Origin of the sequence: Sulfitobacter sediminivivens (assembly GCF_042611115.2) — a bacterium.
GTDB classification, from domain to species: Bacteria; Pseudomonadota; Alphaproteobacteria; order Rhodobacterales; family Rhodobacteraceae; genus Sulfitobacter; species Sulfitobacter sediminivivens.
Window position 1 is genome coordinate 35,345 of the sequence record NZ_JBHGAR020000008.1, and the last position, 23,092, is coordinate 58,436.

Below are 23,092 nucleotides of genomic sequence, written 5' to 3' on the forward strand. Positions count from 1 at the left end.
CTATTGTGGCGTAAGCTGGTTGATCTGATCAAGCAAGACAGCAAAGTCGATCGGCTTGGTGTGAAACTCGTCGCAGCCTGCCAGTTTTGCATTCTCACGATCGGTTTCCATCGCGTGTGCGGTAAGGGCGATCACTGGAATTTCCGATGTCGCGGGATCACCTTTGATCGCCCGCGTTGCCTGCCAGCCATCCAGAACCGGCAAGCTCATGTCCATCAATATAAGGTCAGGAGATTCTTTGCCTGCCTGGTCCACGCCCTCCTGACCGTCACGGGCTGTGATGATCTCAAAACCTTTTCGGATCAATCGCCGCGATAACATGTCGAGGTTCATGTCATTGTCCTCAACGATTAGAATCTTGGTCATGGGACAATATCTCCTTTCCTGTCTGAGGTGACAAGGTTTCGCCGGATCGCAGCCATCAGGTCGGCACGGCCACTTTGCCCTTTGATCACAACATCAAGGGCATGTGATTGCAGCCAATCCATTTCTTCACGTGTCAGATCCTTCGAGGTTGCAATGATAACCGGAAGCGCGTCGAATTCACGCCGTTCGCGCAGCGCACGAAGCGTTTCAAAACCATCCAGGTTTGGCATCATCAGATCCAGCACCATAAGCGTGGGAAGCTTGATTTCCAGTTGCGCCAAAGCCCTGACGCCGTCTGAGGCTTCGCGAACCGCCCAGCCTTCGCGCACAAGAATACGCCTGAAAAGGGCCCTGCTGGCAGCGTCATCATCTACGACCAGCGCTTCCCGGTCGGCACCGCCGGAAAACGCATTCAACGTATCAATGAGCCGTTGTGAATTGATCGGTTTGGTCAGATGATCCACAGCACCAAACGCCAGCCCCATTTCACGATCTCCCAGCACCGTTGCAAGGATGACGGGTATCTCGCAAAGATCCGGATCGTCCTTGAGCGCGCGCAGCACGGACCACCCATCGCGCTCGGGCATGATGATGTCGAGTACGATGGCGTCGGGGCGATGCTTGGCCGCCAATTCCAGCCCGGCGTTCGCATTGGAAGCCGTGATCGGCTTAAATCCTTCGGCATTCAGCAAATGGGTCATCGCTTCAAGCGCCTTGGGGTCGTCATCAATGACCAGAACAGAGCCCGCCTTTCCCAAATCAGGATGCGCACCCATGTGCAATTTATCGGTTGGCATCTGATTGGGATAGCTCAGCGTAAATGCTGACCCTTTGCCTGGTTCCGTCTCAACCTGCACTGTGCCGCCGACCATTTCCGTGAATTGTTTTACAATGGCCAAACCCAGACCTGTGCCGCCATAGTTGCGTGTGGTCGAGCTGTCGGCCTGCATGAAGGCCTGAAAAAGACGCCCCTTTTGTTCTTCGGTCATGCCGATCCCATTGTCGCGGATCGTAAAGTCGATTGCACCATCACCGTCGTCAACGATCAGCTCGATCTTTCCGGATTTGGTGAATTTCGCAGCATTCGACAGCAAATTGAAAAGATTCTGACGCAATTTGGTCTTGTCTGTATTGATGTCTGCGCTGCGGGTCTTGATCTCAGTAACCAGCGTATTGTTGTTTTTATCGATGATGGGCCGGATGGTGGCGGCCACATCCTCGACAAGCGGTGCAATTGCAAAGCGCTCAATGTGGACTTCCATTTTCCCTGCTTCAATCTTGGACAGGTCAAGGATGTCATTGATCAAAGCCAGCAGGTGCTGACCTGAATTCATGATCTTTTCCAGATCATCGACGGTGGTGTCGTCGCCGGAATCCTGCGCGTCATCGATCAGCATTTCACTGTACCCGATAATCGCGTTGAGTGGCGTGCGCAGCTCGTGACTCATAGAGGCCAGAAACCGGCTTTTTGCTTCGTTGGCGGTTTCAGCGCCTTCGCGCGCGTCCTCAAGCTCGGCCTGTTTTTGGATGAGATCGGAAATATCGCTGTAGACGGCAACGGTACCGCCATCCGGGGTTTTGCTTCTTGAGACATGGACCCAAGCGCCGTTGATCCTCACTTCGCGGCGAACAGCACTTGGTTCATTATGATCTCTCAACCTCTCTTCGATCCATTGTTCAGTGGCCATGCCGCCAGTCGCCTCAGGATCGCTGGCCGCAGTCGCAGCAAGAATATCGCGAAACGGCGTGCCGGGGTGCAGCAGATGCGCAATGTTGGAAAACATATTCCGGTACCGTTCGTTTGTCAGAACAAGACGATTGTTCGCATCAAAAAGGGCAAAGCCATCCGGGATGGTTTCAATCGCCGTCAATATCGTCATCCGCTGGATTTCGGCTTCAGCCTCCAGTTTCCTGCGGTAGCCCTGACTTTCATGAAGGGCACGCACGGCGCTCGACATACGGCCAAGCTCGTCAGGGCCTTCGGTGGGCAGCTCTACGTCCTCGACGCCTGCGTTCAGATCGGAAATTGCCCGATTGATCCTGCTCAGCGGGGTCAGGATCGACCCAAGCACCCGCCACGTCAGATATGACCCTGAAATCAGGATCACAATGCAGGCAACGACGGATCTGATCATCGACCGCCGCGCTGCACTCGCGGCCAGTTGTTCGCTGTTCGCAGCCTCGCTCGCGAGGTCGCTGATCAGGATCTTGAGCGCACCATCCACAGCGTCGCTGCCCTGCCGCGCCTGAGCGGATAATGTGTTGCCGATGACCCGCCTCTCTTCGGTATAGGCATCTGCTGCTTCCAGCGCCGCATTCGCGTAATCTTCCACGCCGCGCCTGATCTGCGTCGCGGCATCCGGGGCAAATTTCTCAACTTCTGCAAGTTTCTCATTAAGCCGCTCGCGCGCAGCCTCAGCCCGGCGTTCAGACAGGGTAAGCAAACTGACCGAAAGGTCGGTCAGCCAATAGCGCATCTCGCCAAAGTCACGGTCCGCCTCTGCTGCAAGTTCAAGATAGTGAAACCGTTCGGTCGATTGTTCGACCAACTTCTGATTTTGCCGCAACTCCCATGCCATGATGGCAGTGCTCACAAACAGAGCCGCCAAAAGCACGGCCGACAGCGACCCGATCTTAAAGGCGATGCTGTTGCGCGCGACGCGCGCGCGCAGGGTCTGTCGTGGACCTGAATTCATTTCTTAAGAGTGATGCTGATCGCACCTGCAAGATCGCCTGCGGCACCGCCCTCCTTGGGAAAGCCCGTGACATCCACTTCACCCTTTGGTCCGCCATGACACGACAGGCAGGACTCACCGTAATATTCAGGGATCAGCATTCGGAAAATCATGGACCCATCAACCGATATCTCTTCGTAAAAGGCATCGCCCTTTGGCCAGTCAGCGCTGTTGAATTTGTCCGTCAGAACCGCGTTTTCCCATTCATCCGGTCGGGCCTTTCGGTTGCGCACAAGGTGAAGGGGTGCCGTGACTTTAACCTTGGCGTCGTCACCCAACTTGCTGACAAAGCGTTCGTTCACCAGCCGCGCAAATATCGCCGGGATGAAACCCTTAAAGGCCATACCTTCCGAATTGATCAAATCCTGATGCTCGTCCATCACTTCGGACATGGATGCCAACTGGGCCTCGGTCAGACGTATCTGTTCCGGGCTCAGCCCACCTTCAAGCGGCGCGGTCCCATACAATTCCATGTAGTTCGCTTCAACGGCTTTCAAAAAAGCCTCGCTGCTCAGGCCTTTGTCGCCGATGGTGGGATCATTTATGAGGTCTTGGTTGTTGGAAATAACCCCACGCCCGACCCGCAAAAGCGAGGCAAGCCGCTGCCCTTCATCCGCCAGCGCGGCCAAGCTTTGCTGTGCGTCAATCGAATCTGGTTTTGCTGCAATAAGCAAAGAACACGAAACGAGGAGAATTGGCCAAAATCTGGTCATCGGAAACACTCCTTTTATCTAATATGATCTTATCTAACATCTTTAAGAGTATGGACCTAACGGTAATGGGTGAAGCAGACAAAGATCCAGAAAAATAATGATACGGCGTCAGTCCCCAGCTCATGCACTTCTTGGGCCTTTGGTCTTTGGTTTCAACGTTCACAAAATACCGACATGGAAAAACAAAACTTTTCGCATATTCTGACGTAATTTCAGCGCCCTGCCCGCCCGCACCGGTGCTCCATGACAATGCCGCAAGCCAGCTAAGCTGGCAATTGCGTCATCGTGCCCTTGAGGTTCAAAATTCCAAAACCTGTTCGCTCGTTCCAACCCGGCGATGTCACCCGGCGCGCGCCATCCTGCAACGCTATGCGCATTCCTGCGGGTGCCACTGCGGATACGTCCCATCCCTCTCGAAGTGCCGCGATTGCACCTGCCACAACAGCCGAAGCTGACGAGGTACCACCGCTGCGCAAATGTGCGTTGTTATTTTCCACAAACCAGCTTGGCGCGCAGAGATCAGGTTTCTTCGGAGTTTCAGTGTCCGTTTCCGTAACGAACCCTTCTGGTCCCGGCCCCTGCGAGGATGCACCGATCCAGGTACCATCGGTGCGCACCGCCCCCACCGATGTGACGTCGGACAAGCCGTTTGCGCCCCATATGCTGCGGGAGGGTCCTCTGTCATAGACGGTTGATCGCGGGTCCGAACAAAATTGACCGCTATTTCCAGCGGCAAATACAACATCATGTTTCTGAGCAATCAGCTTGACGAGATTATTCAGGTAATGATCCGGATCATTTGTATAGTACCCCCTCAGACTTTCAGCAAAGCGGTCGACAATTCCCCATGCATTAAGGATCACCCATGGACCGGGCTGTGACAAATAAACGTACCTCAGGAACAAGAAGCCAAAGAGTGCCTTCATGGTAAAGCTTTCGACATCAGTAATTCTGCCAGGGATCATCGGCAGATCATAATAATGGGCGTCCGGGGCAAGCTCGATCAAGGATCGCATCATCATCGACCCGTGCTGGTTGGGCAGCCTGACATCATTAGAAGACCCTTGGCCCGGAAACTTGACCTCACCATCAACCTTCCAAGACATTCCGCCACCGTATGTGCCGCCAAGGCCCTCGATATAGGTTTGGCTGACCCCCTGATCGACGAGAAAGACTTTGACGCCTTTTCCAGTCAGCCCTTTGTCGTCCAGCGCACCCGCCGCAATAAGCCCACGACCAAGACGTCGCGTGCCAAAGTGATATCCATGCCCACTGTTTGAACACCAGTGCTGTCCCCGCTCGGCAAGGCCCATTGAACTTGGCGTCACATCTATCCCCAGAACGCGGGATATGTCCGCTCTCCCGATGGACCGCGCTCTGTTCCTGAAATCGTCAATCAAAGTGCGGGCTTCTGCCGCCGAGCCGACCTCGAATGACCAGCCATACCCCAACCCGGCGGCCGGTGACTGGATGATTGGTTTGTCGTCCGGACCGAGCGCTTGCCAGGGATTGTTGCTCGGCCCGTCCGGTACCAACCCGGCCGGTGGATTGAAGTCTGAAAGAGCATATCCAACCGCATCCAGGTTCGCCGCCAGCATCAACTTGCTCTCGTCGAAAATATAGAGTTTCACGGCCATCGGTGTTCCCTCTTCGGACAGAGGCGCAGGGCTTGAGATGCCAAAAATTCAGGCTCAAATCACGCCACGCATAACGTCGCATGGACCAGTGCATCAAAAAATATCGATGCAGTCTAGGCGGTCCAATTGCATCATAGGCTTAACTTTTATCCCGAATTGACCAATAATGCACGTGAAAGGTGGTAATTTGATGTCGCCGCAATCTTGTTCTGCCAGGGGTTTCTTTCCAGCACCTTCTTTGCCAGGCAAAGAAAATGGTACTGATTACGCGGCTTTAGTCTCAGTCAATAACAGCCCAACAACCGGCACTGACGACACACCTGTGGCATTGACCTCCCTACCCGAACCTGGACGCGCAACGCAAACGACTGCGGCACGGCAACTGCTTTGCCTCGCAATCGTCGACGTGGTCGGTTTCTCGGCTATGATGCATGCAGACGAAGAAGGGACGTTTCATCGCTGGACGGGACTGCGCGAAGAATTGATATTGCCGCTACTGGCATCACATGGCGGCGTTCTGGTCAACACCACAGGCGATGGCATCTTTGCGACATTTGAAAACCCCGTAGACGGCGTGCAATGGAGCCGCGAGCTTCAATCCAAGGCAAGACAACGCCGTCAGGGGCTTTCGATGCGGGTTTCCCTGAATTACTGCACCGTCTTGCGCGATGGCAAGGACCTGCTGGGTGATGGTATAAATGTCGCCGCTCGATTGCAGGAACTCACACCGACGGGCGGCGTGGTTCTGACCCAGTCCGTGCAGGAAGAAATCAAAGATCACGCCGAATTTGAAACACGCCCGTTCGGTCCCGTCACCCTGCGTAACATTGACGGCGATGTGATGGCCTTTGAACTGATGACCGACGGGCGCCACCACAGCGAACCGGCACCCGGCATCACCAGATTGCCCTCAATAGCAGTGATGCCGTTTGTGAACTTAGGCGGGCGGGAAAAGGATGACTATCTCGGTGCCGGCATTGTCGAGGACATTGTCGTATCCCTTTCCAGCCACGAAGACCTGACCGTCATTTCGCGCTCTTCAACGCTGGCATTTGCACGACAGCCGATAGACCCGAAGGCCGTTGGCGAAGTTCTGGATGTCCGTTACCTGATCACTGGCACAATTCGTCGTTCAAACGACCGCATCCGGATTTCCGCCCAGTTGCTTGACGCCGGTGCCGGACAGCAACTCACCAGCCTGCGGCGGGATTTTGAAGCAAAAGATATCTTTGCTGTTCAGGACGAGATTGTCGAAACAACGCTGACCCATTTGTTGCCGGGAGTGCATTCGGCCGAAAGACGCCGGGTCTTTCGAAAATGGCCGTCGTCCCTGTCTGGCTACGACAACTACCTCAAGGCCCTTGATCTGATCGGCAGTTTGCAACGAGAACAGTTCGAGAGCGCCCTAAGCCATCTCAATCAAGCCATCAAAGCCGATCCGGGGTTTTCTTTGCCGCTGGCATGGGCGGCGCGGTGGTACAGTCTGAACGTTGGACAGGGTTGGTCCAAAGATCCTCACGACGATTCAGCCAAAGCAGCAGAGCTTGCCATGCGGGCTATTCGTATCGACGAAAACAACGCGCTGGCGCAGGCAACCTACGGACACGTAAGATCCTATTTGTTCGGCGATTTCGAAACCGCGATCAGCCACATGGAACACGCGACCCAGATCAATCCCAACAGTTCAACGGCATGGCTCTTGTCCAGTGTCACACTATCCAGTCTCGGTCGGCATGAAGAAGCCATCGCAGCTGCCGAACGGTCATTGCGGCTGTCGCCATTCGATCAGTGGTTGTTCATTCACTACGCATTTCTGGGAATTGTGAATTACGATGCCGGCAATCACGAAAGAGCGCTGATCTGGCTTTCCCGCGGCCTTGCCGAAAATCCCCGTTATACCAGCGCGCTACGCACATTGGCGGTGACACAGATCGCCTTGGGAAATGGTGAAAAGGCGAACGAAGCGATCGCCCAACTTTTAGAACTGGAACCAAATTTTAATCTTTCGGCGTACGGGCGTACCCGAAGACTTTACAGCGACCCTGTACAGGCGAACCTTTTTCGCGACCGTCTGCGTCAGGCTGGTGCTCCACAGTAATCGGAGCGGCATTTAATTAGGAGAAAGCCATGTCAGGACCAAACGGACCGATTGGAACTTTTGATGCACGCGACGCCAGAGACGCACGTGATGCGCGGGACGCACGTGATGCGAGGGATGCGAGAGGAGTGACACAATATGGGGGCAGTCCCGATTATCTTGGCGTCGGAATATCGCCGCATACAGCGCCGGAAAATCCGGCGGCAGCGGTAGAGGACCATTGGTGGGCAGGCCTTCAATGGCCGCAGACGTCGCCGGAAGTAATGGATGGCACTGGCAACCCAAAACGGCTGCACAAGATTTACAAGTCCTACAACACGGCCGAATTCAAAAACTGGTCACCGGGCAATGACGCCATCGCTTTTTTGTCAGAATTCGCGGCACTGTCCTCTAATGCGCAGGAAAAGCCAGACTGGATAGACATTGTTCTGCCAGACCCTGCGCGCACCACCAACAATCAAACGGGCGTGACCGACTTTGGTGCTGGTCAGCCCAAGTGGGATCTTGACGATGAGCTTACCGAGTTGGTCGGCCTGATTGAGTATCGCGCCGGGGTGATGAGTGAGGCTTTGCAGCAGCGTGATACGTTGATCGGTTATTTTCAAGGAATTGTGCCGTTCACCTATCTGTCACATCCCTACACCTACAAATTATGCCACAACGCATTGGTCGTTGCGCAATTTCTGGCATTTCACTTCAAGAAGAAATTCAACCGTCCGCGTCCATCTCAGTTGCATCCGGCTCTGATGCCACCGATAGACGTGCCCCAGCACGCCTCGTATCCAAGCGCACATGCAACCGAGGCTTGGCTCACAGCCGTTTGTCTTGACGAGGTTATGCGCGATGGAAACGGCGCAGACGGTAAGATCATGGAAACCATCACGGCAGGCGAGCCGACCCGCAATGCGCTGCACGACATGGCAAGCCGCATTGCAAGAAACCGCGAAGTGCTGGGCGTGCATTTCCCCTCTGACAGCGAAGCAGGAAAACGGCTGGCCTTACGCGCTTTTCCAATTGTCAAAAAATGCCCTTCTGTTCTGGCACTCGGCGGGAATAAGCTTCTTGATAAGGCGCGGGCAGAATGGGCGGGGACGAAATCTGTGGCACCTTGAAGCTCTCTCTAATTAACAGAAATTTCCAGAGCGTTGGATCATTTTTCTAACGAAGTACCGCCTGTGTCCCAATGGCAGGTGCCCGTTCGTTGAGTGAAACATCAACCCACTGGAAAACATACTAAACACGGATTTCGTATTTGATCTCCCTGGCCTTTCTTGCGTGACCGGCCTGGTCATCTTGATGAATCCAATCCGATTCTATCAAATACTCGTAATCGATCTGTGGTTCTTTGGATTTCATCATGTGATATCACCATTCATCCGGATCTGTTTTGACAAGGAAAGCTTTCGGGAACACCTTTTCTGATGGTCGGATTGCTCCCAATTTTGATCGCCGTAACCTTGGGCGTGGTGCGGACTGCGAGCCTCTGGGTGAACGTGACAGCTATTCTAATTGGCAATGGTATCGTTACTCCCGGCAAAGTTGGGGTATCTCTCGCGCCTGTCGCGGCAAGAAACGGCAGGCTGCCTATGAAGATGGTTGGCTGGATCAGACGATCTTGTATTCAATCCCTGTTTTCTCATGAACAAGTGGTGGCTGACGCAAGGTAAAATCAGTTTTCACAAGGAAATGGCCACCGGGTTGGAACAAGGCCCGACCGCGTTCGTTAATCTATCAATGGCAAGGCATTTGGCAAATGTCTCATGATGCAATGCGACTGATAGAAAAACAAAAAGGACGTATTCCGATGAAAATTCTCATGGTACTCACATCGCACGATGAGTTGGGCGATACAGGCAAAAAGACCGGATTTTGGCTCGAAGAATTTGCGGCACCCTACTACGTGTTCAAAGACGCGGGTGCGGACATTACTTTGGCATCGCCCAAGGGTGGTCAACCGCCACTCGACCCCTCAAGCAATACTGATGACGCCCAAACGGATGCCACCCAGCGGTTCAAATCGGACGACGCCGCGCAAAAGCATTTGGCGAACACTGAAGTTCTGTCCACCATTTCTTCCGATGGGTTCGACGCAATTTTCTATCCCGGTGGCCATGGTCCGCTTTGGGATTTGGCCGAAGACACCGACAGCAAGAAACTGCTTGAAACCTTTGCGGCCAGTGACCGACCCATCGGTGCCGTCTGCCATGCCCCTGCAGTGTTCAAACATCCCAAAGGCGCGGATGGCAAGCCGCTTGTCTCGGGCAAGACCGTGACCGGCTTTACCAATACCGAAGAAGAAGGTGTCGGCCTCACCGACGTCGTGCCATTTCTGGTCGAAGACATGCTGAAAGAAAACGGCGGCGACTATCAGAAAGGCGACGACTGGGCCTCGTATGTGGTGACCGATGGCAAGCTTGTGACCGGTCAGAATCCCGCATCATCCGAAGAAGCCGCGAATAAGTTGTTGGCACTCTTGTAATTCGACGCGTCGGGGCCGTCCGAAAACGGCGGCCTCGATGCCCATACACCCAATTCAGTTTCTAAATCAGTATAGTCGACAAGCTGGCAAAGTAACTCAGCAGAACCAGAACCAAGGCGACAGCCAAAAGAAACGGCCAAAGTGCCGTGAGAATTGCACCGGGTGGTGTGTTGCTCATAGAAGACGCGATATAAAGGCCGATGCCAACAGGCGGCGTCAACAGACCCAGAACCAGATTCAGGCAGATCACAACACCGAACTGATAGGGGCTGATATCGTACGAGCCCGTCGCGATCGGCAGCAGGATGGGTGTGATCAGAATGATCGCGGCGATGCCATCAATCACCATACCAACCAACAACAGCGCGCAATTCACAATCAGAAAGAACATGAACGGATCGGAGGTCACCGAAGTGATGAGACCAGCCAGCTTCTGTGGCACTTCCTCATATATGATCACCCAGCCAAAGACGCTGGCCGCCGAGATCATGAAGATGATCATCGAAGCATTGATTGCGGTGCGTTTGAACATTTCGCCCAGATGCCCGGGCTTCAACTCACCGTAAACCAGCCAGCCAACCAGAAACGCGATCAACGATGCGATCGCCGCAGATTCAGTCGGTGTTGCCACGCCAAACAGAATGCCGCCGATGATCGCCAGAGGGATCAATAACGCGGGCAAAGCCTGAATTAATGCGCGGCCAGCTTCCCTGCGGGTCATCCAAACGCCCTTTGGAAACTGCTGGCTCCACCCGACGATGGTAATCACCATGACAAATGCCAGCGACAATAGTAGTCCGGGGATAATACCCGCAATAAACATATCGCCAATCGGCACCTGTGCCAGAACCCCATAGATGACGAACATCATCGAAGGCGGAATAACCGGTGCCAACAGGCCACCGGCAGCAGTTGTGGCGGCGGAAAACCCCTTGTCATAACCTTCTTCTTCCATCGCAGGCACCATGGCCCGAGACATAACCGCGATTTGAGCAGTGGCGGAGCCGATGATGGCCGCCATGAACATATTGGCCAACAGGTTGATATAGGCCAACCCGCCCCGAAACCCGCCGACAAACACCCGCGCCATGTTGATCAGGCGCTTGGTCATGCCACCTTCGTTCATCAGCTCGCCGGTCAGCATGAACAACGGAACTGCCAGCAAGCCGTAATTCTCAAGCCCGGCAAACATCTTTTGCGCAAAACTGTCGTAAAGAACTGTGTTGCCGCTTTCCCAGATGTACCAGATGGCCGTAATCACCAACACGATTGCCACAGGAACAGACAGGAACAATGCAGCAAGAAAGACGACCGGGCTCATATTTTTGTCTCCGCCGGGCTAATCAAATGCGTTGCCGAATGAAGCGTTGCACCAAGCGCAAAAAGCCACATCACGCTCCAGAACAGATATTTCGGCACGCCGAGCGTTGAGGTGGGTTCGGCATAGATGAAGTTGAACGTCTGGCCCTGAAACGCAGTTGTATCAAATCCCGCCTTTGCCAAGTCCAACGGCATGAACCAACGCCAGCAGAACCAGAGCATCGAAAGAGCAAATACAAAGATCACGGCGTCAACGGCTTTGGTAATTACAGTTTTGAGGTGGGGCGAAACGGCATCGGGCAACAGCGTAATCGCCACGGAATTGCGATAGTGCAATGCGGCGGAAGCGCCAAGGAAAGTCATCCAAGCCATGGCGTAGATCGCCAGTTCATCTACCCAAAATAGCGCGTTGCCAGCGGTGCGCGTCACGACATTGAGCAGGACGAGCAATGTCACGCAGACGGCCAGTAAGGCTGCACACCATAATTCGACGCGCGCCCAGGCGGCAGATAGACGATAGAGCATTAACGTTCCCTCATGTGAAAAGGGGCGCTGGTTTGCCCCGCGCCCCAATACGTCATGTGTTAGCGTTACTCGGTTTCGGCAGCAACAGCGCGCAATTTTTCCAGTGATGCGGCCTTGTCAGACCAGATGGTGTTCCATTGATCAATCGCGTCGCCAAAGAACGAGGCATCAACCTTGGTATAGGTCTTGCCGGTGCCTTCGATCTGCTCCAGCCAGCCAGCTTCTTTTTCGATATAGCTGTCAATGGTACTGTCGACATGTTTAGCCATCAACTCACCGATCATTGCACGGTCATCATCAGAAAGTCCCGCCCATACCTTGGCAGAAACCAACCCGACCATCGGGAACATCATGTGGTCAGATTGAATGATCGTGTCCGCGTGTTCGTAGTATTTCAGCACCCAGATCAGCTCGGCATCCATATCAATCGCGTCCACCTGACCGTTGGCCAGCGCATCATAAACAGCAGGCAGCGGCATTGGTGTTGGGGCAGCACCCAGAGCGTTGTAGAAATCGAGGATAGGCGTGAACGGTGTAATCCGCAGCTTTTTACCTGCAAGGTCAGCAGAACTGCTGACGTCACCACGGCTGACGATCTGGCGCAGACCAGCCATGCCATAGCCCAATCCAACCACACCGACCTGCGCGGGCAGTGGCTCAAGCAGGGCAGCCGCAGTATCGGAGCGCAGAATGCGGCCCGCATGTGCGATGTCATTCGCCAGATAAGGTGCATAGAAAGACCCCAGATCCGTCGCCCGGTTAGAGACTTCCGCCACTGTCATAAAGGCCATGTCCAATGCACCGGTCTGAAGCTGCTGCAGCATTTCGGCTTCGTTGCCCAGCTGTCGGGATGGAAAAACCCCAACGCTATGCGCTCCGCCGCTTTTTTCCGACAGTTCGGCACCAAATGCCTCGGCCGCTTTCGTCCAGATATGCGGCGGGGGTGTGATCAGACCCAGCCGGAATTCGTCGGCTTGTACCGCGAATGCAGATGCCGCAACCAGTGTGGCTGAGGCAAGTATTTTAGTGAAATGTTTCATTTTTCTTCCCTGTTTCGTATTTTTGACTACGGATTATATTTTTACCCACCCTTCGGGCGGTTCTTTTCCGGGGTGGACAGCGTTGCATTGTGGGCAGGTTCTGTCTTCTTTGGAAGCGTAGAATTTCTGATAGACCGGTGGCAGATCCTTTACGATGGATTGCAACTGCATCTCGGCACGATGCACAAGCGATCCACACTCAAAGCAATACCATTCGATCGCATCCAACTCGCCCTTCTGGCGCTTGGGTTCGACTACGAGGCCGATGGATCCTACTTCGGGGCGCTGTGGCGAATGGCGAACGTGCGGAGGGAGCAGAAAAATTTCCCCTTCACGGATTGGAACATCGTAAAATTCCTCTCCATCATAGATCTTGAGCACCATATTGCCCTCAAGTTGATAAAAGAATTCCTCAACCGGATCATCATGATAATCAGTACGTTTGTTCGGCCCGCCAACAACAGTGACCATCAAATCGGCATCTTCCCAAATCTGCTGGTTGCCAACGGGCGGCTTGAGAAGGTGGCGATGCTCGTCAATCCACGCTTGAAAATTAAAGGCTTTCAGTCTGGACATATCGCTCCCCCTGTTTTGAAAAACCTCTGCGACTTTGCTCTTAACCGCAAAGATTCATTCCCTATTCAGATATCAGAAATAATTATATCACAGCCTTAAACCGCACTCTGCGAAACCTCTGCGAATGACGTCTTTCTCGGCACCTGTCAGTTCCAGCATCGGCGCGCGAACCCGCCCGCCAACCTGCCCCAGCAACTCTTGCCAATACTTGCCGAACGCCGTCGGTTTGCCCGGTGGCCGCGTTGCCTTCATCGCATCCCGCACGGGATTGAGGCTGTCTCGCACTTTGCGCGCCTCATCAAACCTGCCTGAAAAGGCCAACTGCGTATAGTCGTGCATCCGCAAATCATTGGCTGTTTGCAACTGGTACGGCGGTGATGAACACAGATAAAGCTGCCATCCAAGTTCTTCGATATTATCGAGCCATTCGTCCTCGGCAGACGTCGAGACCTGGATTTTATCACCAATCATATGATGGAGCCTGGCGTACATCTCGCGTGGAACCGAGTATTTGATCGCGACAATGTTCGGCAGTTCAGCAATGCGCGCGCATTCTTCAGGTTGCATCAGATACCCGCTGTCAGGGTGGCTCCACATTGCGATCCCGATATCAAGTTCATCACAAAACCGCTTGTAGTACTGATACAGAACGTCGCCACGATCATGCACAAAGCTCAGGACGGGCGCGTGAAGAACGATATAATCAGCACCGCAATTCTGTGCGTGATGCGCCAAGTCCAATGCCACCTCCATATTCTGGTCCGAGACTGAGACAATCACCCCCGCTTTGCCCGCACATTCATCAACGGAAATCTCGAAATTGCGCTTACGCTCTGGCACGCTCATCGAAAAAAACTCGCCCTGTTTTCCGGCCACAAACAATCCCTGGATTTTCAGATCATCAATCCAATGGCGAATGTTTGACCGCAATCCGGCCTCGTTCAGCGACAGATCATCGTTAAACGGGTTCAGCGCGGCCGCCCAAATGCCTTTCATGTTCTCACGCGCATACTCTTTTGCGTCGAATTTACTGTATTTCATGAACGCGACCTTAAGCTGGACAGATTGGTTTTTTCATGTCCCAACAGGATGTAATTCACCGGGACAGCCAACGAGAAATGAACAAACTGGCTATCAAAAATAAATATACCAAGCGCCCCTCAATTCAGGTTAGATGCTCTTCAGGCAAAAGGTATGGTCATGAAAATAGGTCTCATTGGTAAAGGTGCTATTGCGAATTATGTAAGCGCGGCTATGGAAAAGCGGGGCCACTCGATTGCCGTCACTCTGCTACGGCCCGCACGCGTGGCTGAAAAGCCTGATTTTTATGTTGGATCGGTTCAGGATTTGCCCACCGATCTTGACCTGATGATCGACTGCGCAGGACACGCGGCGCTGACCGAACATGGGCCTGCGATCCTGTCGCGCGGAACAGACCTTATCACGGTCTCATTGGGTGCCTTAGCGGATCATGATGTCTATGCGGCCCTCGAAACCGCGGCCAAACAAGGGCGGTCGAAACTGCACCTCGCCAGTGGGGCCATTGGCGCGCTTGATTGCCTGCAAGCCGCCCGCATTGGGCAGTTAAACAGTGTCACCTATGTCGGGCGCAAACCGCCAAAAGGGTGGGAAGGGTCGCCGGCCGAGCAAAAGCTGGATCTTTATGCGCTGACAAACGGAGCCGTGACCCATTTTCAGGGCACCGCCCGTGAGGCCGCATTGGCCTATCCGAAAAATGCAAATGTTGCGGCTGCGGTTGCCTTGGCCGGAATCGGTTTTGATGCCACGCAGGTTCAATTGATCGCGGATGCAAATGTCACCGATAACATCCACGAGATCGACGCCTCGGGTGAATTTGGAAATTTCCACTTTCGGATCAGCGGAAAATCCCTGCCTGATAACCCGCGCAGTTCCGCCCTTGCCGCGATGAGCGTAGTGAGCAAGCTGGATCAAATCATCCAGCCGATAACCCTATGATTGCCCGGCATTCCCGCATCGTTGACCGCGCTTTGACCCGGCTGAAACTGCGCCAACTGCGCCTTCTGGTGGCCGTCGGCAGCCACGGCAACATCCAAAGTGCCGCACGTGAACTGGGTGTTTCCCAACCTGCAGCCACAAAAATGATCCAGGATCTGGAACTCGACTTTGAGGTCAAGCTGTTCGACCGCACCAATCGGGGCGTTGTCCCGACCGTCTTTGGCGATACGCTGATCCGTCATGGCAAACTCATTTTTGCGCAGGTTTCAAACGCGGCACAGGAGCTGGACGACCTTAATGAAGGCAATTCAGGCCGGGTCGTCGTTGGCACCCTTCTTGCGGCGTCCACAGGGCTGCTTCCGGCTGCGATTGATATCGTGCTGACCGAACGCCCCAAGGTTGCGATAAAGATCAACGAAGGCACCAACGAGGTTTTAATGCCCGCGCTGTTCTCTGGTGAAATTGACATGGTTCTCGGGCGTCTTCCCTCGCATCGGCACCGCGACAAGATCAAACAGGAAAAACTGTTCGAAGATCGCGTGTTGGCCGTTGTGGGCAACCAACATCCGCTGGCAGCTAAACGGTCGGTCTCGTTTGAGCGGATCAAACCCTACGGGTGGATTTTGCCACCGCTGGAAACAACCTTGCGTCGGCAGATTGACCATTTTTTCGTAGGCCAGCAGCAATATCACCCTCCTATGGCAATCGAATCCGTTTCTTACCTTGCCAACCGCGCGCTTTTACAAACACGCGATTTGATCTCTCTCATGCCCGCCGAGGTCATCGCACAGGATATCGGAAATGGTCATCTTTCGAAACTCGATTGGATCGTCCCCTTTGGTCAGGGCCCCATTGGCATCTCTTATCGCTCCGACACCAGCCTTTCACCGGCAGGGCAGGCCTTTAGGCAAGCACTGCACCGTGCCGCCCGCGAAAGATAGCCCCTTGGTATTCGCCAAATTGATATCAGTATTCACCCAATTCACTTGAAGTGATGTCCGGCTTTGAATGATCTGAACGCATGACCTGTAGGAGGCACATGATCTATGTATCCCGAGCTCAAGCTTTTTATTGCAGGTGAATGGCGCACAACTGCCAGTGACATGCCGGTGGTGAACCCCGCGACAGAACAGGAAATTGGGCGTCTCCCACGTGCCGCAAAGAGCGATCTGGATGATGCGCTGGAGGCGGCGGAAAAGGGCTTTCGCATCTGGAGCCGCACATCGCCGCGCAAACGGTCTGACGTCATCCTGCGTGCCGCTGCTTTGATGCGTGCGCGTCAGGAAGAAATTGCACACTCCATAACACTCGAACATGGAAAACCGCTGCCGCAGGCACGCCTTGAGGTCATTCGTGGTGCTGAATTTTTCGAATGGGACGCTGGCGAAGCCATGCGCACCTATGGCCGGGTCATTCCCGCAGCCCACGGGCATAAATTCTCGGTTCACCATCAACCCATTGGGGTTGTTGCAGCCTTCTCGCCGTGGAACTTTCCGATGAGCCAGCCCGCACGCAAGATTGCCGGGGCATTGGCGTCAGGCTGTTCCATCATCCTCAAGGCAGCCGAGGAAACACCAGCGGGCGCGATCCATATCGCGCGCGCTTTTGAAGATGCAGGGCTGCCGCCCGGCGTTCTGAACCTGATATTTGGCGAACCGTCTGAAATTTCCGGTTATCTGATCCCACAAGAACCGGTCCGGCTGGTGGCATTTACCGGTTCGACGGCCATCGGTCGTCACCTGACAACTTTGGCCTCCGAGAATATGACATCGGTTTTGATGGAACTCGGCGGCCACGCGCCGGTAATTGTCTGCGAAGATACTGACGTCGACATGGCCGCGGTTTCGGGGGCCGTTCGAAAAATGCGCAATGCGGGTCAGGTCTGCACTTCGCCCACACGGTTTTTTGTACATGAACGCATCTTTGATGACTTCGCCTCGGCCTTTGTTGAACGGGCCGCAGCGACGGTCGTGGGCAACGGCATGGATGACGGCGTTGAAATGGGACCGCTGGCCAATGAACGCCGTGTACCGGTGCTGACCGACCTGGTCGAAGATGCCCACGCCAAAGGGGCAACCATTGCAACTGGCGGCGCGCGTTTTGGTGAAACAGGCTATTTCTTTGAGCCAACAGTGCTGATGAACGTGCCTGATGATGCCCGGATCATGCAGGAGGAACCATTCGGCCCCATTGCTGTTATCAACCCGGTTCGATCGCTGGACGACGCGATCGCAAAGGCAAACGCGGTCCCTTACGGCTTGGCCGGATACGCCTTTACCAACCGCGCCGATTACATTGATCGCATGATCGACGAAATTGAGGTCGGCAATCTGTCGATCAACACACTCGAAGCCTCAATGCCCGAAACCCCGTTCGGGGGTGTCAAATCGAGTGGCTATGGTCGTGAGGGCGGTTCGGAAGGGTTAGATAATTATATGACCGTCAAACATGTTTGGCATTCTGCCAAAGTTACCTGATTGGCCCCTTGATCCAGATCGCTGTCATCCAACCGGAAATCCGACCTTTTTGGCAATCTGAATGCGCCAGGATTTTTTATCCTGGGTCTTTAGTCGAAACCTCTAAAGCGCACCCTCAGCGGCGATCCGGTCGGTCAAGATACCCGATCAAGCTCTGGATCAGTTTGAAACCCGTCCGCGCATCCGTTTCAAGAATAGGCAGGAAATCATCAGCCTCAATCCGCAGCAAGGTGATGTCGCTGTCTGCACGCATGTCCAGACGCCGAGGATCGTTCCGGATCAACCCTAACTCGCCTACAAGCGTGCCTTCGGTGGGATAAAGGGCAAACGCCTCTTCTCCCGTTTCAGTACGCTCAATCAATGCGACATTCCCTTCGTAAATCAGGAACGCGCCATCGGGCAGGTCATTCTTGCGAAACACATACGATCCCGATTTGAAGGTGACCCAGCGTGCACTAAACGCCAAGAGCCTGAGTTGTTGACGGCTGAGTTCGCGAAAAAGCGGGGCCCGGCGCAAAGCCTGCAATTTACGTTGCAGATCGCTCGTTTCCGGCGTCTGAACGGCGTCTTCGTCCTCTTGACCGACCGCCCTGAACTGTCCCTGACGCAATTCGATGTCGCGGTCATGCAGACCATCTTTCGGCGTCTCCGTTTCAAGCTGCAAGATGGTCGCCTCCGGCAGCAAGCTTCGGAATGCCGCCAGTGTGCGGGTCCGTGCGGCCGGGTCATGGCTTGCCAATGCCCGGTCCAAAATCACCAGATCCGGCCCCTTTACCACCGCCTGAGCAATACTGACCTGTTCGAGCACCTGCTGCGGCAAGTTCTTGCCGCGCCGAGCTGTTGGCAGTTTATGGATCAAATCCATCAATGTCGCGTGATCAACCTGGCCGTTCAGCACATCGACAACTACCCCTTTGATTTTCTCACGGCGTGCCCGCGAAGTGGGCGCGATTTTTCCGAATATCAGGTTTTCAAGCGGGCTTATCCCAGGATGCCAAGCCGTCAAATCAAAGGCAATAAAGTCAGCGCTGAGGGAAGAAGACACATCAGCCGCTGCTTTTCGCGCGGCGACAACGGATGCTTTGAGGTCGTCTGAATATACCCCATCAAGCTGTGCGGCAGCAATATTGACTGACAAAGACAGAAAAAGCGCTTCGTCCGCCCGCCGTTGGCGCGGCTTGGATTGGGGTGTCAATTCAGCCCTTTGCAGAGCCAGTTCAAGTTCCTTCATGGTCCCATCGGGCAGGCCGAGACGCTGAAACGGCACATTTTGTGTTTCTACGGTATCGAAAACCTCAAGCAGGGTCTGGGCAATCGCCTTGCCCTGCGCCAATACCGCATCACGTAGTCCCAGATCACTCAGCAGCACCTCAAACGCCGCTGCGGCCTTGGGGTCAAGCCAGCGGTTTTGAATCGCGGTTCCACCAAGCAGGTTCTCCGGCAAGGTCAGCGCGTCCACATAAGTATCCGAGCCAAATCTCTGGACTGCAGGCATTAAATCCAGACGCTCAAGTTGCACCGCCACATGGGCCCGCGCGGCAACCAACGCTTCGAAAAAGGCTGCGTCCTGGGCCGCATCCAGCGGATGGTCGAGAACACGGGCCAGAAGCATCCGCTGACCACCTGTCATCTCGATCAGCTCGCGCCACCCGTCTTCTGCGCGCTTAATGACATCCGCCGAAACCTGGGCAGGATGCCATGCCGTCAATGCGCTATCGGTGCTGTTTCCGCTGCGCTCTGCCTCGTCTCGCAGTTTACCCTGCAGCGCCTCGCTGGGCATTTGCCGCAAGGGCAACATGACGTTCTCACCCAGCGTTCCCTCAAAAATATGCGATGATGACGTCACATGCGCGATGCGCCCAACAATGGCCTGCTGCGACATGTCAGCCAAAGGCACATCATCCCACAGCACCTTGCCGGAATGCGCTGAAAGCTCTCTCATCAGCAAAAGCGCCAACGTCGTGCAATCGCCTTCATCCTGTGCTGTCACGCAGGTCCAGCTTCCCGGTTCCAAGGTCAGCTCAGCTCCTGACAGGACATGCCTGCCATCACCATCTTCCAGTTCCACACGGTCCAGCTTGATCGTCGGTGCCCCAGCATTTGTGGCGGTCGGCTCGGCCTCTGTCGGCAGGGACTTCAGCAAATCTGCGGGCGCAAACCGGCGCACAATCATGATGTAGCGTTGCGACACTTCCTGCACGGCGGTGTAATAGGTCAGCAGTTCCTTCCAGGGGCTCGACAGATCCTTGAACGCGGCGATTGCAGCGACCAGCGCCCCAATCGTGAGCTGGCCGTTGATGACCAAAAGACCCCCAACAAGAAAGTAGAAAAACGGTGTCAGCTGAGTAAGAAAGTTATTGGTGAATTTCATGAAGTACTTGCGGTGATAGATTTCGAACCGGGTCTCAAAGAGTTTTCCGAGCCGCGCGCTCATCGCTGCCTGACGGTACCGCCAGCCACCATGCTGCCGCAAAACTGGTGCCCCCTCAGACATCTCCCCGATTTCTGAAGACAGGCTGCGCATCTGCAAAATACGGCTGCGGTTCAGCACGTTTATTTTGGCTTGCATCCGCGGGATCAGCCATGCCTGCACTGGAATAAGAGCCACTGCAGCCAAGCCGAACCAGACGTTTTGAACAAAGAGAAACAGCAGAATCGTGATCATTTGCCCTGCCTGCAGCAAAGGATTTGCAAATGCATCCCCCATGATCCCTCCAAGCGGCTCTGCCTCTGCCGTGACCATCGCCACAAGCTCGCCTTCGGACACGCGCGCCTGATAGCTTCTTGGAAAGCGCAGAATACGCCCCACCAGCGTATATCGAAACCGCCTGAGCAACCGTTCGGCCAAGACACCCTTCATGGTGTTGACCCGCATCTTCAACAGCCCGTGCGCGATCACAGAGCCCAGAAAAGCAAAGCACAATGTCAGCAAGAGCGCGGTTTGTGAAATCTCAAACCCATAGAACAGGACCGCATCTGACTGAGCACCGATGGCGTCGTTGATGATCCGCTTTGGCAGTTCCAACGTCAGATAGAGCAGCGGAAACAGCAGGAGCGTCACAATCACAAGGATGAATTGTTCGCGCCGGGAGTGGTGCCAGATAAAAGCAATGAGGGATTTTTGCATCAGTCGGTCATGCGTTCATATCAGGGGGCAATATCGAAGTGGCAATGCTGGAAACGGGATCGTCAGAATGGCTCTGTTTCGCAATGACGGCGAGATCACATATTTTCAGCATCGGCTTTGAGTGATCCACATTTAGGTTAAGATAAATTTGAGCAGCAAAAAAAATTTAACGTTACACCTAAACGATAATGCATGAACAGCACTGCGTCTATGTTTGGACACTCAATGCGCATCGGAATGGGGCCCGGCACAGCAAATAAACCGGGATTGCCAATTAAAATTCTACCTGAGATTTAATTATTGAGTTCTTGGGTATGACGATAGCACATCACGGTCAGATCGATCACACCATGGGCCACCACCTTCCAATGCCGATGAGACGGACAGGTCAAAGTAATGAGCCACCATCATGACGTTCTGCGCGGCTTACCCAAAGCGCGCAGGTTGTTGGCCCTCGCAATGACCTGACGGTCTCACTTACTTGTCGGCAGAAAGAAAATTCGTCACCACTTCGCCAAGCGCGTCCCAATCCGTAAACTCACGCTCCTGGGTGCGCGGATCAATGGTCTGGTGACGCAATATCGCGTGGCGCAGAACCTCAGTTTCATAATAGCCATAGCTGCTGGGCCGAACCGCCCCGGCGACAAGCGCCTCAGCATTTGGCTTGAGCCCAGTGCGCATTTTCATTTCATCCAGGTACTCCTGTGCCTCCCCCATCAACTTAGGGAAAGCGGCACCTAGACTGACAGAAATCATCAGCGTGCGCCGCGCCTCCAGATCAGCCCGGCTCGCTGTCAGTAAGACTTCAAAGTTGGGTGGATGCCTGCGTTCATGTACAGGGGCAGCCAGAATGACGGTGTCAAACCCGTCAAATGTCACGTCGGCCATTTTGTCCGAGACATCAACGATCGTGGCCTCGTACCCTGCGCCGCTGACCGTTTCTTCAATGAACTGGGCAATCTTGCGGGTCTGTCCTTCAATGGAGGCAAACAGAATGAGTACCGGCATTTGGTCTCTCCTTGTCTATATTTGCGGCGCATCAGGCACCAACTCTGCATAGACAATAAGGGGGGCAGCCCGCGCTGGCTTTGTTCGAGATCAAATAGGAGCAGTTCTTTATTGAATTCCAAATAGAGTGGCGGACGATGCGATGCCCGAATCCGCAAGCACAGAACGAACGTGCCGTTCCTGATAGTTGCAGCGCAACAGATCCGATCTGCGGCTTACCAGTCCCTTACAATGCAATCGAACAGGCTTTGCCAACTTAAAGCTTGTAACTCGGCAAAAGCTGAAACGCGTCTCGGAGGGCATCACCCCAGCCCGATGCAATTTCCTGATAAATGGCATCGTCACTTTTGATCCGCGTCGTGCGATCACAGGTAAAAGTGTCGTTTTCATACACCTGAAGATCAAAGGGCAGACCGACGGACAGGTTCGATTTTACCGTGGAATCAAATGACACCATTAACAGTTTTATTGCATCCGCAAAGTCCATTTCACAATCATAGGCCCGCACCAGAATGGGCTTGCCATATTTGGTTTCGCCGATCTGAAAAAACGGTGTGTCGTCGGTTATTTCGATAAAATTACCTTCGGAATAGACCATAAAGACAGTTGGCTTGCCGCCCTTGATCTGCCCGCCCACGATGACCGACGCCCCAAATTGATCATCTGAGGTCTGACCCGTTGGAGATGAGCTTGTGATCACCTCTTTCAATGTTGATCCAACCAGCCGCGCCACCTGAAACATCGTTGGCAGACGCAGGATGCTTGGATCACGATCTTGTTCGGAAATGGAGCGTTCTTCAAGCAGGCTGATCAGTGACTGCGTTGTGGCCAGATTGCCAGCGGTCATGATAGTGATGGCCCGTTCATCAGGGACCTGCCAAGAGAACATTTTCTTGCTGACAGCAAAGTTGTCCACGCCGGCGCTGGTGCGTGTGTCAGACATGAAAACAAGGCCGCGGTCCAGTCGCATGCCAATGCAGTAAGTCATCTTTTTCTACCTAAATGGAGTCGACG

Annotated in this window: 18 protein-coding genes; 6 read left to right on the forward strand and 12 right to left on the reverse strand. The window is 54.2% G+C overall.

Annotated features, from left to right (window positions below):
- The 4 genes from ACEWL3_RS10150 to ACEWL3_RS10165 form a co-directional block, all read right to left on the reverse strand.
- Positions 1-366, reverse strand: a complete 366-nt coding sequence (locus ACEWL3_RS10150) for a response regulator (protein ID WP_386183416.1) — start codon at positions 364-366, stop codon at positions 1-3.
- Positions 363-3,062 (reverse strand): response regulator, encoded by a 2,700-nt coding sequence (locus tag ACEWL3_RS10155; RefSeq protein WP_386183414.1) that lies wholly within the window; start codon positions 3,060-3,062, stop codon positions 363-365. The genes ACEWL3_RS10150 and ACEWL3_RS10155 overlap by 4 nt, the downstream gene beginning before the upstream one ends.
- A complete protein-coding gene (locus tag ACEWL3_RS10160; protein WP_386183412.1) occupies positions 3,059-3,814 on the reverse strand; it encodes a c-type heme family protein in 756 nt (251 codons plus the stop codon). The genes ACEWL3_RS10155 and ACEWL3_RS10160 overlap by 4 nt, the downstream gene beginning before the upstream one ends.
- A gap of 263 nt (positions 3,815-4,077) precedes the next feature.
- Positions 4,078-5,451 carry a S8 family serine peptidase gene (locus ACEWL3_RS10165; protein ID WP_386183410.1) on the reverse strand — a complete coding sequence of 458 codons (1,374 nt, stop codon included), beginning with the start codon at positions 5,449-5,451 and terminating at the stop codon, positions 4,078-4,080.
- Positions 5,452-5,875: 424 nt separating this feature from the next.
- On the opposite strand from ACEWL3_RS10165, the gene ACEWL3_RS10170 reads away from it, so the two are divergent.
- From ACEWL3_RS10170 to ACEWL3_RS10180, 3 genes are all read left to right on the forward strand, one after another.
- Positions 5,876-7,549, forward strand: a complete 1,674-nt coding sequence (locus tag ACEWL3_RS10170; RefSeq protein WP_386183408.1) for an adenylate/guanylate cyclase domain-containing protein — start codon at positions 5,876-5,878, stop codon at positions 7,547-7,549.
- A gap of 29 nt (positions 7,550-7,578) precedes the next feature.
- Positions 7,579-8,661 carry a phosphatase PAP2 family protein gene (locus ACEWL3_RS10175; RefSeq protein ID WP_386183406.1) on the forward strand — a complete coding sequence of 361 codons (1,083 nt, stop codon included), beginning with the start codon at positions 7,579-7,581 and terminating at the stop codon, positions 8,659-8,661.
- A gap of 692 nt (positions 8,662-9,353) precedes the next feature.
- A complete protein-coding gene (locus ACEWL3_RS10180) occupies positions 9,354-10,028 on the forward strand; it encodes a type 1 glutamine amidotransferase domain-containing protein (RefSeq protein WP_386183404.1) in 675 nt (224 codons plus the stop codon).
- A 61-nt stretch (positions 10,029-10,089) separates the two neighbouring features.
- Here ACEWL3_RS10180 and ACEWL3_RS10185 read toward each other — a convergent pair whose 3' ends face one another.
- The 5 genes from ACEWL3_RS10185 to ACEWL3_RS10205 form a co-directional block, all read right to left on the reverse strand.
- On the reverse strand, positions 10,090-11,349 hold the full coding sequence (locus tag ACEWL3_RS10185; protein WP_386183402.1) for a TRAP transporter large permease: 1,260 nt from the start codon (positions 11,347-11,349) through the stop codon (positions 10,090-10,092).
- Complete coding sequence (locus ACEWL3_RS10190; protein WP_386183400.1) at positions 11,346-11,873, reverse strand: TRAP transporter small permease; 528 nt, start codon at positions 11,871-11,873, stop codon at positions 11,346-11,348. Before ACEWL3_RS10190 ends, ACEWL3_RS10185 begins: the two co-directional genes overlap by 4 nt.
- Positions 11,874-11,938: 65 nt before the next feature.
- Positions 11,939-12,913, reverse strand: a complete 975-nt coding sequence (locus tag ACEWL3_RS10195) for a TRAP transporter substrate-binding protein (protein WP_386183398.1) — start codon at positions 12,911-12,913, stop codon at positions 11,939-11,941.
- Positions 12,914-12,946: 33 nt separating this feature from the next.
- A complete protein-coding gene (locus tag ACEWL3_RS10200; protein WP_386183396.1) occupies positions 12,947-13,489 on the reverse strand; it encodes a 3-hydroxyanthranilate 3,4-dioxygenase in 543 nt (180 codons plus the stop codon).
- Between the two features lie 87 nt (positions 13,490-13,576).
- Positions 13,577-14,530, reverse strand: a complete 954-nt coding sequence (locus ACEWL3_RS10205; RefSeq protein ID WP_386183394.1) for a dihydrodipicolinate synthase family protein — start codon at positions 14,528-14,530, stop codon at positions 13,577-13,579.
- Between the two features lie 159 nt (positions 14,531-14,689).
- Between ACEWL3_RS10205 and ACEWL3_RS10210 the strand changes: the two genes are divergently transcribed.
- The 3 genes from ACEWL3_RS10210 (at position 14,690) to ACEWL3_RS10220 (ending at position 17,943) form a co-directional block, all read left to right on the forward strand.
- Positions 14,690-15,466 carry an aspartate dehydrogenase gene (locus ACEWL3_RS10210; protein WP_386183392.1) on the forward strand — a complete coding sequence of 259 codons (777 nt, stop codon included), beginning with the start codon at positions 14,690-14,692 and terminating at the stop codon, positions 15,464-15,466.
- On the forward strand, positions 15,463-16,407 hold the full coding sequence (locus tag ACEWL3_RS10215; RefSeq protein WP_386183390.1) for a LysR substrate-binding domain-containing protein: 945 nt from the start codon (positions 15,463-15,465) through the stop codon (positions 16,405-16,407). The genes ACEWL3_RS10210 and ACEWL3_RS10215 overlap by 4 nt, the downstream gene beginning before the upstream one ends.
- Positions 16,408-16,512: 105 nt before the next feature.
- Positions 16,513-17,943 carry an NAD-dependent succinate-semialdehyde dehydrogenase gene (locus ACEWL3_RS10220; RefSeq protein ID WP_386183388.1) on the forward strand — a complete coding sequence of 477 codons (1,431 nt, stop codon included), beginning with the start codon at positions 16,513-16,515 and terminating at the stop codon, positions 17,941-17,943.
- A 115-nt stretch (positions 17,944-18,058) separates the two neighbouring features.
- Here ACEWL3_RS10220 and ACEWL3_RS10225 read toward each other — a convergent pair whose 3' ends face one another.
- The 3 genes from ACEWL3_RS10225 to ACEWL3_RS10235 form a co-directional block, all read right to left on the reverse strand.
- A complete protein-coding gene (locus ACEWL3_RS10225) occupies positions 18,059-21,070 on the reverse strand; it encodes a cyclic nucleotide-binding domain-containing protein (RefSeq protein ID WP_386183386.1) in 3,012 nt (1,003 codons plus the stop codon).
- Between the two features lie 477 nt (positions 21,071-21,547).
- Positions 21,548-22,078 carry a flavodoxin domain-containing protein gene (locus ACEWL3_RS10230; protein WP_386183384.1) on the reverse strand — a complete coding sequence of 177 codons (531 nt, stop codon included), beginning with the start codon at positions 22,076-22,078 and terminating at the stop codon, positions 21,548-21,550.
- A gap of 256 nt (positions 22,079-22,334) precedes the next feature.
- Positions 22,335-23,066, reverse strand: coding sequence for a proteasome-type protease (locus ACEWL3_RS10235; RefSeq protein WP_386183383.1), 732 nt, complete (start codon positions 23,064-23,066; stop codon positions 22,335-22,337).
- Positions 23,067-23,092: the final 26 nt, after the last annotated feature.